Genomic DNA, 12,756 nt, shown 5'->3' with positions numbered 1-12,756 from the left:
TTATAGAAAACGTCTTGGGTTCGCCCGGCCTTTTTCTCGCCTTGCAGATTTCAGCTTGCGCACCTTTGCACCCGGGGGCAAACCGGGTAGTGTTGGGGCATGCCCCGATACATGAAGAACATCATCACCCTGGCCGGAGTAATCATCGTCGCCTGGTTCCTGGTGTTCCTGCACGACTGCGTTGCCGGGCTGGCCGCCTTTGCCGGGCGCTTCAACCCGGCCCTTGAGCCGTGGACCTATTGGGCGTTGCTCGTCCCGGTGCTGGTCTCGCTGGGCTGGGCGGTGGGCGCGGCCTTTCTGCGGCCAAGGCCCCTGCTCATCCACGCAGACCCGACGCCCGAGGAGATGGCCGGGTTCCGCCGGGCCATGGTCCAGCGGCTGGCGCGTAACAAGACCCTGCGCGAGGCGGGCGTGCCCGTGGAATCGGACGCGGACCTGGAGACCGGGCTGGCCCTGCTGCGGGAGCGGGCCGATGCCGAGATCAGGACCACGGCCCGGCAGGTATTCATCAGCACCGCCCTGGCCCAGAACGGCCGCCTCGACTCGCTGGTGGTCCTCTTTCTCATCTCGCGGCTGACCTGGCGGCTCTCGCACCTGTACAACCAGCGGCCGCACTATCGCGAAACCGTCAACCTGTATGCCAATATCGCGGTCACCTCTCTCCTGGCCGGGTCCGTGGACGAACTGGGCGTGGACGAATACGTGCGCGAGCTGATGGGTCCGCTGGTGGGCGGCTCGGCCATCGGCGCGGTACCCGGAGCCCAGGCCGTGGCCGGGGTTATCACCGCCTCGGTCTTAAGCGGCTCCACCAACTGCCTGCTTGCCCTGCGCTGCGGCATCGTGGCCCGCAACTACCTGGGCTTGAGCCTCGACGCCCGGGGGACCATGCGCCGCTCGGCCACCCTGGAGGCATCGCGGGTGTTCATGACCTTGAGCGCAGACACCGTGCTCTACGTCACCCGGGTCCTGGTCAGGGGTTCCACCAGCGCCATGCGGGCCGGATCCGCGCGCGTTTTCCGCACCATGGGCGAGGCTGCCGCCGGGACAGTCGAATCAGTGGGTGGCGGGGCCAGGGGCCTGGGCCGTTCCGTGACCCGGGTCGGACGGGCCTTCGCCCAAGCGGCCAGGAGCGCGGCGAACTCGACCAAAAACGCGGTGGCATCCATCAGAAACGCTACGGCCTCGGCCAAGAGCGAAGCGGCACAGGCCAAAACCGAAGCGCCCCAAACGAAAGACAGGCCGCAAGAAGCAGGGAGCACGGATCACAACACCCCGCGCCAGGCCAGCCGCATCGCCGAAACAGGCAAGCAGGCCGGGCGCGCCCTGTCCTCGCTGCTTCTCCGAGGCAGTCGCCGCAAGCCGCCAGAGGACGACGGCCGGGCATCCTGATACATCTCCCCAATGGACGACCTTTCCAGCGGCTTGCCCACCCCACCCCCGGGCAAGAAATTCGCCCATTACAAAAAAATCAAAAAACCAGCCAGCCCCTCTTGATTTTTGCCTTTTGCTGGCCTATTATTTTTCCCATTATACCAGCGGCACCCGTGGAGGCGCGGTCCGAATGTTGTCCGACGCTGGTTAGAATCGAAACAGGCATATCAAGAAGCAGCGTGCATCTTGTCCGCTGCTTCTTCAAGTTTGGTGCACGGGAACCAAACGCAGTCATTCATTTTTTCAGGAGACTTTTTCCCATGTCCAAGAACATCTATGTCGGCAATCTGCCCTGGTCCGCCACCGAAGAAGACATTCGCGCCGCTTTTGGCGCCTATGGCGAGGTGATCTCTGTCAAACTCATCGAGGATCGCGAGACTGGTCGTCCGCGCGGCTTCGGCTTTGTCGAGATGGACGATGCCGGTGCCCTGGAGGCCATCGAGAGCCTGGACGGCAAGGACTTCGGCGGCCGGAACATCAAGGTCAACGAGGCCAAGCCCCGCGCGGAGCGCCCCCGTTGGTAGCCCCCATTTCCAGGCGATAGCACGGCCTGCGGCGCCCGCCTCTCCCAGGGGAGGCGGGCGCTTTTGATTTCATTCCTTTTTACCCGGGAGGTCTTTTGGTCAAGCGCAATTACTCATTTGAAAAACGACAGAAAGAACTGGCAAAGAAAAAGAAGAAAGAGGAAAAGCTCCAGCGCAAACAGGAACGCAAGGACGGTGACGTCCTGGAGTCTGACGAGGAAACCACTGACACCCAAACCGATGGCCTGCCCCGCGAGGAATCCTGACGCCCCGGTGCGCCACGCACAAACAGTGCCACTGCCAGACCACGGCAGCGCTGCCCCGGCCCCTGCCGGGCGAGAGGCCCGACCCCGCACCAGGGGCGGGCCTCTTTCGCGACCAGACGCTCGCCACTCAGCTGCCCGTCCCCGGGACGACCGCCTATTCGTCACAAGCGACACGGCCGAGCCCATGCCCCCGGAAACGAGAAAGGCCTCCTTGCGGAGGCCTGGATTTTTCTCGGTGCAAAAAAGGAAGTTGCTTTTATACTAGCAGGAGTCGTGCCATTTTCGTGGCAAATGACGAAAAAAAACTAAGTCGTCATATCCCAACCAGTTATGTGACGTGACCCAAACATCGTCCCGACCGGTCGCGCCGTGGGCGGTCCAAAAATTTCGATTTGCCTCCCCTGGCGCTCCTGGCGGACCAAATATTTGTACCCCGACCGGGATGATCTGCGCCCTGGCGACAGCACTACGAAAAACGCCCCCGGCACGAGCCAGGGGCGATAAAGGGCAGGATTGGGCAACCGGGATCAGGAAACCTTGGCCACGGCGCGGGCAAAGGCTTCGGCCGAGCGGGCGATGACCGCCTCGTCCACGCAGAAGGCGAGGCGGAAGTAGCCGGGATAGCCGAAGCCGGTGCCGGGCACGGCCAGGATCTTCTCTTCCTGCAAGATGGCGCAGAAGGCCACATCGTCGCCGCCAGGGGCCTCGGGGAAGAAGTAGAAGGCCCCGCGCGGCATGGTGTAGCGCAGGCCAGCCGCGTCGAGCACCCGGGCCATGGCCTTGCGCCGGGCGTCGTACACGGCCACGTCCACCGAGCTGCCGAGCGCCTTGCCGAGCAGCCGCTGGGCCAGGGCCGGGGCATTGACAAAGCCGAGGATGCGGTTGGCCATGATCACCGATCCGACCAGGGATTCACGTCCCTCCATGGCCGGGTTGATCAGGGCGTAGCCGATGCGCTCCCCGGCCATGCTCAGGTTCTTGGAAAAGGACGAGCAGACCACGGTGTATGGATAGATGCCAAGCAGGCTCGGCACCTCGACCCCGTCAAAGGCCAGGAAGCGATACGGCTCGTCGGACAGGAGGAAGATTGGCTTGTCGCGGCCCTGGCTGTGGCGGGCCAGGATGGCGGCCAGCCCTTCGAGTTCGGTCCGGGAATAGACCGCGCCCGTGGGGTTGTTGGGCGAGTTGATGAGCACCACCCGCGTCCTGGGGGTGATGGCCGCGTCGATGGCCTCGAGATCCAGCTCGAAGGTGAGGGGCTTGGAGCGCACCGTGGCCAGGGTGGCCCCGTGGTTCTCGGCGTAGAAGCCGTATTCGACAAAGAACGGGGCCGGGGCCAGCACCTCGTCGCCCGGGTCGAGCACTGCCCGGAAAAAGGCATTGAGCGCACCCGCCGCGCCGCAGGTGATGACCAGGCAGTCGGCCGGTACGGTCACGCCCTGCTCGCGGGAGACCTCCCCGGCCAGCTTCTCGCGCACGTCCGGGTATCCGAAATTGGGCATGTAGCCGAGGAAGAAGGGCTGGTCCGCCTGCCCGGCCAGCTCAGCCAGGGCCTCCTTGACGGCCGGGGGCGGCGGCAGGTCCGGGTTGCCCAGGCTGAAGTCGTGGACCGCGTCCTGCCCGTACTGCTTCTTGAGCCGGATGCCTTCCTCGAACATCTTGCGAATCCAGGACGAGCGCTCGGCGTATTTGACCATCTGGGACGAAATGAGTTGCATGAAAGTCTCCTTGTGCGGCGTGATGAGGCGCAAGTGTAGGGCAAACCGCCACCCCCTGCAACCGGGACCGGTCCGTCCCGGTTGAAGTGACTGGTGTTGACAGGTCTGCGCCGTTGGGGGAGAATCCGCGATCATTCCCCGGGTTTCCGGGTCTTTTTTGCAGGAGCGAGCCAGTGAAGAAAGAATCCGTCAGCCAGCGGGACATGAAGCGCTACCAGCTTCAGGCCAAGTCCATCATCGAGACCCTGCCGTTCATCTCCGAGTTCTACGGCAAGACCATCGTCATCAAATACGGCGGCAACGCCATGATCGACGAGAATCTCAAGCGCGCCTTTGCCCTCAACGTGATCCTGCTCAAGTACATCGGCATCAACCCGGTGGTGGTGCATGGCGGCGGGCCGCAGATCGGCAGGATGCTCAAGGCGCTGAACATCGAGTCCCATTTCCGCGAGGGCTACCGGGTCACGGACGACGCCACCATGGACGTGGTGGAGATGGTCCTGGTGGGCAAGGTCAACAAGGAGATCGTCAATCTGATCAACCTGCATGGCGGCCGCGCCGTGGGCCTTTCGGGCAAGGACGGCATGCTGATCATGGCCGAGCCCAAGGAGCTGACCGTGGAAAAGAAGGACGCCCCGCCCGAGATCATCGACCTGGGCAAGGTGGGCGAGGTGCGCCAGGTGAACACGGCGCTCATCACCTCCCTCCAGCGCGAAGGGTTCATCCCGGTCATCGCACCGGTTGGCGTGGACGACCACGGCGTCACCTACAACATCAACGCCGACTCCGTGGCCGGAGCCGTGGCCGCCGCCCTGAAGGCCAAGCGGCTGCACCTGCTCACCGACGTGCCCGGCCTGCTTGATGCGGACGGCAGCCTCATCTCGTCCCTGACCGTGCGCGAGGCCTTCGAGGCCATCGAGTCCGGCGTGATCTCCGGCGGCATGATCCCCAAGATCACGTGCTGCATCGAGGCCGTGGCCGAGGTGGAGAAGGCGGCCATCCTCGACGGCCGGGTCGAGAACTGCATCCTGCTCGAACTCTTCACCCGGTCCGGCATCGGCACCGAAGTGGTCAAGTAGGAGGAGGTCACACCATGTCCTACCCGGATTGGGCCATTGTCCTCGACATCGGCGAGCCCGTCATCGACAAGCAGCACAAGCAGCTCTTCGCCATAGCCAACGACCTCATGGCCGCCATCGGCCGGGGCGAGGGCGAGGCCGCGCTCAAGGACGTCTTCGAGCGGCTCAAGGCATACACCCGCTATCACTTCACCGAGGAGGAGGCCTTCATGGAGCGCATCGGCTATCCCGACCGCGACGCCCATGTGGCCGAGCACGTCCTGCTGCTGATCCGGGTAAACACACTGTGGCGGTTCATCGAAAACGGCCAGATCATCACCCCCGATGGCGTCTCCCTGTTCATCAACGACTGGATCGTGGAACACATCATGCACAAGGACGCCCTCATCGGGGAGTACGCCAAGGCGCGCGGCTGATCCCGGTGCCGGACCAACGGCAAATCAGCGCCCCTTGCCATGAGGCCCCACGGGCTGTAGCGTGGTTTTCATGTCCACAGACACGCCCCACCACCCCATGAGCCACGGCTTCTTCACCATCATCAGCCGCGCCCGGTTCGAGGCGCTGCTGCGCGAATTTCCCATCCTTGAGGCCGAGCAGTGCGACCTGGCCGAGGCAGACGGACGGGTGCTGGCCCAGGACCTTGTAGCCGGTCACGACTGGCCCCTGCTCGACCGCTCGTGCATGGACGGCTTTGCCGTCAGCGCCCGCAACGTGTTCGGGGCCAGCGAATCCAACCCGGCCTACCTCGAATGCACGGCCACCCTGTCCATCGACACCGTGCCCGAAACACCGCTCGGCCCCGGCGAATGCGCCAGGATTCCCACCGGCGGCCTGCTGCCCGCAGGCGCGGACGCGGTGGTCATGATCGAGCACACCGGCGAGATGGACGGCACCACCATCGAGGTACGAAAGAGCGCCGCCCCGGGCGAGAACGTCATGCAGCGCGGCGAGGACGCCAGCCAGGGGCAGCCCGCCCTGAGCGCGGGCACGGTCATGCGGCCACAGGAAATCGGGCTGGCCGCGGCCCTGGGATTTCAGGAAATGGCTTTGGTCCGGCGGCCGCGCGTGGCCATCCTCTCCACCGGCGACGAGGTGGTTGGCGTGCGCCAGACCCCCAGACCCGGGCAGGTGCGCGATGTCAACAGCCACACCCTGGCCGCCCTGGTCTCCAGGGCCGGAGCCATCCCCCACCACTACGGCGTGGTCCCGGACGAGCTTGAAAGCCTGACGCAGTCCCTGGCCAAGGCCGTGGCCGACAACGACGCGGTCCTGCTCTCGGGCGGCAGCTCCATCGGCGTGCGCGACCTGACCGTGCAGGCCCTCGAAGCCCTGGACGACTCGGCCGTGCTGGCCCACGGCGTGGCCCTGAGCCCGGGCAAGCCCACCATCCTCGGCCGGGTCTCGGGCAAGCCGGTGCTCGGCCTGCCCGGCCAGGTGACATCGGCCCTGGTGGTCATGCATGTGCTCGTGCTGCCCCTGCTGCGCCATCTCCAGGGCGACCCGGACGCCTTTGACCCGGGCCGACGCCCCATGGTCCGGGCCGAGCTGGCCCGCAACGTGGCCTCCAAGGCGGGCCGCGAAGACTACGTGCGCATCCGGCTCGAACAGCGCCAGGACGCCCCGCCCCTGGCCCACCCGGTGCTCGGCAAGTCGGGCCTGTTGCGGACCATGCTCAAGGCCCACGGCCTGACCGCCATCCCGGCCGACGCCGAAGGGCTCGACCAGGGCCGGATGATTGATGTGTGGATTGTGTAACCAGCCGGAATGACTGGCTGTTGATTAAAACTCTTCCTGCCCGTCCAGCTCGACTATCCGCCAACCCTCCGGGTCTTCCACTACCACGAAGACCGAATCCTCCTCCAGGTTCCTGTCCAGGTGCGCCACCTTGACCCGGTAGGCCCCGAAGACGCGGACCTCGGCGAACTTGCCGTCATTTCTGACCATCTCGAACCCGAGGCCAGAGGTGTCCACCTCGGCCGAGCGCAGGGCGCGGAAGGTGCCCCGCTGCCGCTGCATCTCCCGGAACACCTCGAACTGGAAGTCGTTGCGGTCGCGCACGTCGGCCGCGAAAAGCTCCGCATACTCAGGGTCGAGCGTGGTCTGCCTGACATAATACTCCCGGAGCAGAGCCACGAGAGGTTCGGGCACGGCCATGGACGGATCTATGGGCGGCGGGGCCATGAGCCGGGAAGGATCGGGCACGTCAAGCACCCGCTCTCCGCCGGGCGGGGCCATGAGCGAGAGATACAGCTTGATCTCGGACACGGCCAGCTTGACCTTGGCGGTCCGGTCGCCCTTGGGAAACACGTCGTCCACCACGATGCGTAGCGACTTGTGGGGCCTGCCGCTGCACCGCACCATCTGCTCGCCCGGCTCGTCGCGCAGCCAGAAGCGCGTCTCGGTGCCGTCCGGGTAGACCACCCGGCCCGAGCGGATACGCCGGAACTGGTGGAACTTCCCCTCGCCCTGGTGGCCGTTGTAGATACCCAGCCGCTCCACCCGCGTGGGCACCCCGAAGGACAGCTCGATCCACTGGCCGATGCCCGGCCCCACGCCGCCGCCGACCCAGGCCGTGGACGGGTCGTTGTCCAGCAGGTTATCCGGGGAGTGGGGCAGGCCGAAGTCCACCTTGACGCTGGACACCCTGACCGTGACCTCGAAGGCCCTGGCCGGGGCGGGCCAGAGCAGCGCCAGGGCCAGAAGCAGGGCCTGGAAAAGGATGAGGAACCGGCCTGGCCGAATGGTGTGATGGTGGTGCATTGAAGGATTCATACCATATGTCGGGCCGGGCCGCCTCCACGAAATTCGCGCCGGGGCGCGCTGGCGGCCCGCGCAACAAAGGGGGCCGAAGCCCCCTTTGTCTCGCCGGAATCTTAGTAACGGTAATGATCGGGCTTGTACGGCCCCTCGATGTCCACGCCGATGTAGTCGGCCTGTTTTTTGGTCAGCGTTTCGAGTCTGACGCCCAGGCGTTCCAGATGCAGCCGGGCCACTTCCTCGTCCAGCTTCTTGGGCAGGATCATGACCTTGGGCTCGTAGTCGTTCATGGCTAGGTCGAGCTGGGCCAGCACCTGGTTGGTGAAGGAGTTGGACATGACAAAGCTGGGGTGGCCGGTGGCGCAGCCCAGGTTGACCAGCCGCCCCTCGGCCAACACGATGAGGGACTTGCCGGAAGGCAGGGTCCACTTGTCCACCTGCGGCTTGACGGTCTTCTTGACCGCCTTGGGGTTCTTCTCCAGGTGGGCCATCTCGATCTCGGAGTCGAAGTGGCCGATGTTGCACAGGATGGCCTCGTCCTTCATGGCGTCCATGTGCGCGCCGTTGATGACGTGATAGTTGCCGGTGCAGGTGACAAAGATGTCGCCCCGGGGCGCGGCGTCGGCCATGGTGGTGACCTCGTAGCCCTCCATGGCGGCCTGTAGGGCGCAGATGGGATCGATCTCGGTGATCAGCACGCGCGCGCCAAAGCCGCGCATGGACTGGGCGCATCCCTTGCCCACGTCGCCGTAGCCCACCACGACCACCACCTTGCCCGCCACCATGACGTCGGTGGCGCGCTTGAGGCCGTCGGCCAGGGACTCGCGGCAGCCGTACAGGTTGTCGAATTTGGACTTGGTCACCGAGTCGTTGACGTTGATGGCCGGGAAGAGCAGCTCGCCCGTGCGCTGCATCTCGTAGAGCCGGTGCACGCCGGTGGTGGTCTCCTCGGACACGCCGCGAATCCTCTTGGCCATGGCCGTCCACTTGCCGGGGCTGGTGGTCAGCGCCGCCTTGAGGCGGTCCATGACGATCTGGAACTCCTCGACATCGTATTCCTTGTCGCACAGACCCGGGTCAGCCTCGACCTTGACACCCTGGTGGACCATGAGGGTGGCGTCGCCGCCGTCGTCCACGATGAGGTCCGGGCCGCTGCCGTCGGGCCAGGTCAGGGCCTGCTCGGTGCACCACCAGTAATCCTCCAGGGTCTCGCCCTTCCAGGCGAAGACCTTGGCCATGCCGGACTGGGCGATGGCTGCGGCCGCGTGGTCCTGGGTCGAGAAGATGTTGCAGGACGCCCAGCGGATGTCCGCGCCCAGTTCATACAGGCACTTGATGAGCATGGCGGTCTGGATGGTCATGTGCAGCGAGCCCATGACCCTGAGGCCGGACAGGGGTTTTTCCTTGCCGTGCTTCTCGATCAGGGCCATGAGGCCGGGCATCTCGCGCTCGGAGAGCTGCATCTCCATGAGGCCCCACTCGGCCAGGGACATGTCCGCGACCTTGTTGTCGCAGGCGGGGTCCACGGGCGTGACGTTCTTGGTCATTGAAATCCTCCAAAGGGGTTTGTTGCTATTTTTTCTCGGCTTCGTACACGACGACCACAAGGCCCATGTTGATGCCGAACCGGGTCACGCCGGTGACGTCAAAACGCGCCTGGTCGAGCCAGTCGAGCATCTTCTGGCTGGGAATGCCCAGCCTGCGGTCGCCATATTCGGTGCGCATCAGTTCGTTGGCGTGGCGCTCGTACTCGGCGATGATCAGCCTGCCGCCGGTCTTGAGCACGCGCCCGGCCTCGCGGATGGCGTCGAGCGGCCGGGGCAGGTGGTGGAGCACCAGGGACATGACCGCGCAGTCCGCCTCCCAGTCGCGCAGGGGCAGATGGGTCAGCTCGCCGATGCGCAGACTCATGCTGGCGTCGCCGGAGAACCGCTCCTCGGCCAGTTCCAGCATCCGTGGCGAGTTGTCCACGCCGATGACCACGTCCGCGCTGGAGGCCAGGACCTCCAGCATGTCGCCCGGGCCGCAGCCCAGGTCGGCCGCGCAGGCGCACCGGGGCAGCCGGGCCTGGATCTCGCGCCCCAGGTCCAACTCGCCCAGCACCTCGGCGGTCATGCGGTCCCACTCCGGGGCGATGTCGTCGAAGAACTGACGGGTGGCCGCAGTGCGCTCCCGGATGACCTTGACCGCCACGTTGCGGTCGCGCTTCAGCGCGTTCTCGCCCGCCATGAGCGGGGCCACACCGTCCAGGAACTCGCGCCCGTTGCCGCCCTCGCTGGCCCGGTAGAAGGCCCACAGGCCGTCGCGCCGCACCTCCACCAGCCCGGAGTCGGACAATATCTTGAGGTGGCGCGATATGCGCGACTGCCCCATGCCCATGACCTGCACGATCTCGCCCACGTTCAACTCGTATTCGAGGAGAACGTTGACCAGCCTGGCCCGGGTCTCGTCAGACAACGCTTTGCAATATTTTATTATTTCCATTTTTCACCCTATATCAGGATATCTTGATATACGGAATGATCGTTACCTAGCCCAAGAACCTGGCACCGTCAAGCACAATCCCCAGGGGCGCGACAATCCGGTTGTTGCCGGACACGATAGCGGGTATAGACAGACGGACGTGAGCCAGGAAGTGAACCCTTGCGCAATCCAGGTTTGTGCTTGCCCGCTTCACTGAAAGTACGATAGTCGTTGAGAATACCCTGGCCACTCGTTGCGCGCGGGCTCAAGCCCCATGGGGCGAATCCCCGGTCGCCAAGACAAGGAGACGTCATGTTCAAGAAGATACTGCTGGCCGCCACCCCGCAGATCGGCATCGGAACCGCCCCCAAGGCCGCCTTTGACCTCGTCCGCAGGCACGGGGCCGAGCTGGTGCTCTACCATGCCCTGCCCATCTGCGGCGACCCCTGGTCCTCCTTCGAGGACGTGGTTCCCACCGAGCAACTTGTGGAATCGGCCCGACGCAAGATCGCCGAACTCTACGCCGACGACCTCAAGGACATCCCCGGCCACACCATCCGGGTGGTCGCGGGCGGAGCGCACGAGCAGCTGCTCAAGATCATCCACACCGAGGGCGTGGACCTGGTGGTCATGGGCCACCACCGCTCGGCCATGGTCCGGCCGGACCGCATGTGGGGCGTGGTGGACACCACCATCCGCAAGGTCTGCTCCAACGTCTTCTGCCCGGTCATGGTCGTGACCGACGAAGGCCCCAGGGTCGCCGATGTCAAGCGCATCGTCATGGCCACGGACTTCTCGACCCCGTCGGATTCGGCCCTGTGCTACGCCATCCAGGTGGCCCGGACCTACGACGCCCACCTCGACATCTTCCATGTCATGGACATCGGCCAGAACTGCCCCAATCCCGAGTACTACATGCAGGACATGAACGTGTTCATAGACCGCATCAAGGAACGCATGGCGCGGCGCTACGGCAAGGCGCTGGAGTGCGTCAGCCACTCCTTCGAGTGCTGGGAGGGCGTGCCCTACGCCGAGATCATCAAGCACGCCCGCTGGAGCGAGGCAGACCTCGTGATCATGGCCCAGTACTCGTCGAGCGAGGAGTTGGCCAAGTCCTTCATCGGTTCCACGGTCATCCAGGTGGCCCTGTCGCCGGGCTGCCCATCGCTCATCGTCAACTACCGCGCCCGCGTCTGCATGTAGGGCGGGTGGCACCCGGGACCACGCACCATGGCCTTTTTGCGACATCACAGCCGCAGCGGGCGGCGCAACAAGGCCGTCCGCGTCGGCAGCGCCCTGCCCGACTTCCTCGGCAGGCTCGACACCACCGGCGGCATGTCTCTGGTCCGGCTGTGGCGCGAGTGGGACCGGCTCATGGGCGAGATGGCCCCCCTGGCCCGGCCCCTGGGGCATCGCGGCTCCCGCCTCATCCTGGCCGCCGAAGACCCGATGATCATGCAGGAGGCCCAGTATCTCGCCCCCCTGCTGCTGGGAAAGATTAACGCCTTTTTGGGAGAAGAAGTCTTTGACAAAGTGACATTCGAACTGCTAAACGGCAGAGTTCCTTTGGACGGGGACTTTTCCAAGCAGGAACCGCCCCGACCAAGACAGCTGAAAAAGCCTGAAAATCTCGGCGGATTGGATACAGCGCTGGCCCCGGATTCGGCCATCGGCCGATGCTACCGGGCTTATCAGCGCATGTTTGCCGACAAGTGAGAAATTTGCGCCCCCGGGGGCATTCAAGGAGTGTATCATGAGCGAAGAGACCAAAGAAATCGCCTTTGACGAGCTTGGCCTGACCAAGCCCCTCGAGAAGATGACCGCCAAGGAGCTGCGTGCCCTGTGCATGAACAAGCTGCCCATGGTCGTTGGCGCTTCCGGCAAGAGCAAGGAAGACCTCGTGGCCGAGATCAAGACCGTGTTCGGCATCGTGGAGGAGGAGGCCATCTCCCCCTACAAGAAGCAGATCCACGAGACCAAGCGGATCATCCGCGGCCTGCGCGCCGAAAAGGACGGTCTCACCGACCGCACCCTGCGCGACCGTGTGCGCCGCAAGATCAACAAGCTGAAGAAGCGGACCCGGCAGCTCGCCAGGGCCGTTTAAGTTAATCGCAAAAAGAAGTTGACATGCGAGGGGCCAACCCTTAAATCAACTTCTCGCTGCTGGGCTGTCGTTCAATTGGCAGGACGACGGGTTCTGGCTCCGTTAATCAAGGTTCGAGTCCTTGCAGCCCAGCCATCAAGTGTCCCCATCGTCTAGCCTGGTCCAGGACGACGGCCTTTCACGCCGTTAACAGGGGTTCAAATCCCCTTGGGGACGCCAAGCAGAATCAACGGGTTACAGCAATCGCTGTAACCCGTTTTTCGTTCACGTGGCTCGTCCGCGTGGCTCGAGCGCCACATCAGCTTTACCGGACCAGTTTCAGGACAGGCGGTTTACGCCCCCTGTTACCCCGCCAGACGGCATCCAGGGCGTCCACTGCGCCGGTACTTTTCTTGACCTTGTGAATGTACCGTT

General features: G+C 64.6%; 13 protein-coding genes and 2 tRNA genes. 11 read left to right on the top strand and 4 right to left on the bottom strand.

Going from position 1 to position 12,756, the window contains the following annotated elements; translation table 11 throughout:
* Positions 1-99: 99 nt before the first annotated feature.
* From QQS14_RS15290 to QQS14_RS15280, 3 genes are all read left to right on the top strand, one after another.
* A complete protein-coding gene (locus tag QQS14_RS15290) occupies positions 100-1,389 on the top strand; it encodes a hypothetical protein (RefSeq protein WP_285907879.1) in 1,290 nt (429 codons plus the stop codon).
* A 302-nt stretch (positions 1,390-1,691) separates the two neighbouring features.
* On the top strand, positions 1,692-1,955 hold the full coding sequence (locus QQS14_RS15285) for an RNA-binding regulator (protein ID WP_285907878.1): 264 nt from the start codon (positions 1,692-1,694) through the stop codon (positions 1,953-1,955).
* Between the two features lie 95 nt (positions 1,956-2,050).
* Positions 2,051-2,221, top strand: a complete 171-nt coding sequence (locus QQS14_RS15280; protein WP_285907877.1) for a hypothetical protein — start codon at positions 2,051-2,053, stop codon at positions 2,219-2,221.
* Positions 2,222-2,748: 527 nt separating this feature from the next.
* Here the strand turns inward: QQS14_RS15280 and QQS14_RS15275 are convergent.
* A complete protein-coding gene (locus QQS14_RS15275; protein WP_285907876.1) occupies positions 2,749-3,939 on the bottom strand; it encodes a pyridoxal phosphate-dependent aminotransferase in 1,191 nt (396 codons plus the stop codon).
* Positions 3,940-4,142: 203 nt separating this feature from the next.
* Here QQS14_RS15275 and argB point away from each other — a divergent pair, with 203 nt between their 5' ends.
* The 3 genes from argB to QQS14_RS15260 all read left to right on the top strand — a co-directional run bounded on the left by argB (position 4,143) and on the right by QQS14_RS15260 (position 6,773).
* The gene (gene argB / locus QQS14_RS15270; protein WP_285907881.1) at positions 4,143-5,018 is read left to right on the top strand and encodes an acetylglutamate kinase; all 876 of its coding nucleotides are present in this window, start codon (positions 4,143-4,145) and stop codon (positions 5,016-5,018) included.
* A gap of 14 nt (positions 5,019-5,032) precedes the next feature.
* A complete protein-coding gene (locus QQS14_RS15265) occupies positions 5,033-5,434 on the top strand; it encodes a bacteriohemerythrin (RefSeq protein ID WP_285907875.1) in 402 nt (133 codons plus the stop codon).
* A gap of 97 nt (positions 5,435-5,531) precedes the next feature.
* Complete coding sequence (locus QQS14_RS15260) at positions 5,532-6,773, top strand: molybdopterin molybdotransferase MoeA (RefSeq protein ID WP_285907880.1); 1,242 nt, start codon at positions 5,532-5,534, stop codon at positions 6,771-6,773.
* 24 nt (positions 6,774-6,797) lie between these two features.
* On the opposite strand, the gene QQS14_RS15255 is transcribed toward QQS14_RS15260, so the two are convergent.
* The 3 genes from QQS14_RS15255 to QQS14_RS15245 all read right to left on the bottom strand — a co-directional run bounded on the left by QQS14_RS15255 (position 6,798) and on the right by QQS14_RS15245 (position 10,259).
* On the bottom strand, positions 6,798-7,778 hold the full coding sequence (locus tag QQS14_RS15255; protein ID WP_285907874.1) for a discoidin domain-containing protein: 981 nt from the start codon (positions 7,776-7,778) through the stop codon (positions 6,798-6,800).
* A gap of 113 nt (positions 7,779-7,891) precedes the next feature.
* A complete protein-coding gene (ahcY, locus tag QQS14_RS15250) occupies positions 7,892-9,322 on the bottom strand; it encodes an adenosylhomocysteinase (protein WP_285907873.1) in 1,431 nt (476 codons plus the stop codon).
* A gap of 25 nt (positions 9,323-9,347) precedes the next feature.
* The gene (locus QQS14_RS15245) at positions 9,348-10,259 is read right to left on the bottom strand and encodes an ArsR/SmtB family transcription factor (RefSeq protein WP_285907872.1); all 912 of its coding nucleotides are present in this window, start codon (positions 10,257-10,259) and stop codon (positions 9,348-9,350) included.
* A gap of 291 nt (positions 10,260-10,550) precedes the next feature.
* Between QQS14_RS15245 and QQS14_RS15240 the strand changes: the two genes are divergently transcribed.
* The 5 genes from QQS14_RS15240 to QQS14_RS15220 all read left to right on the top strand — a co-directional run bounded on the left by QQS14_RS15240 (position 10,551) and on the right by QQS14_RS15220 (position 12,561).
* Positions 10,551-11,441, top strand: coding sequence for a universal stress protein (locus tag QQS14_RS15240; protein WP_285907871.1), 891 nt, complete (start codon positions 10,551-10,553; stop codon positions 11,439-11,441).
* A gap of 27 nt (positions 11,442-11,468) precedes the next feature.
* On the top strand, positions 11,469-11,954 hold the full coding sequence (locus QQS14_RS15235) for a DciA family protein (RefSeq protein WP_285907870.1): 486 nt from the start codon (positions 11,469-11,471) through the stop codon (positions 11,952-11,954).
* A gap of 37 nt (positions 11,955-11,991) precedes the next feature.
* Entirely contained in the window at positions 11,992-12,342 is a 351-nt protein-coding gene (locus tag QQS14_RS15230) for a hypothetical protein (protein ID WP_285907869.1), read from the top strand.
* A gap of 60 nt (positions 12,343-12,402) precedes the next feature.
* Positions 12,403-12,477 (top strand) — tRNA-Gln (locus tag QQS14_RS15225).
* Between the two features lie 6 nt (positions 12,478-12,483).
* Positions 12,484-12,561 (top strand) — tRNA-Glu (locus tag QQS14_RS15220).
* The last annotated feature ends 195 nt before the right edge of the window (positions 12,562-12,756 follow it).

The organism is Pseudodesulfovibrio pelocollis (genome assembly GCF_030282845.1).
GTDB lineage: Bacteria > Desulfobacterota > Desulfovibrionia > Desulfovibrionales > Desulfovibrionaceae > Pseudodesulfovibrio > Pseudodesulfovibrio pelocollis.
Note: the sequence above shows the minus strand (reverse complement) of the source record. Positions and strands in the feature narration are given on the sequence as shown.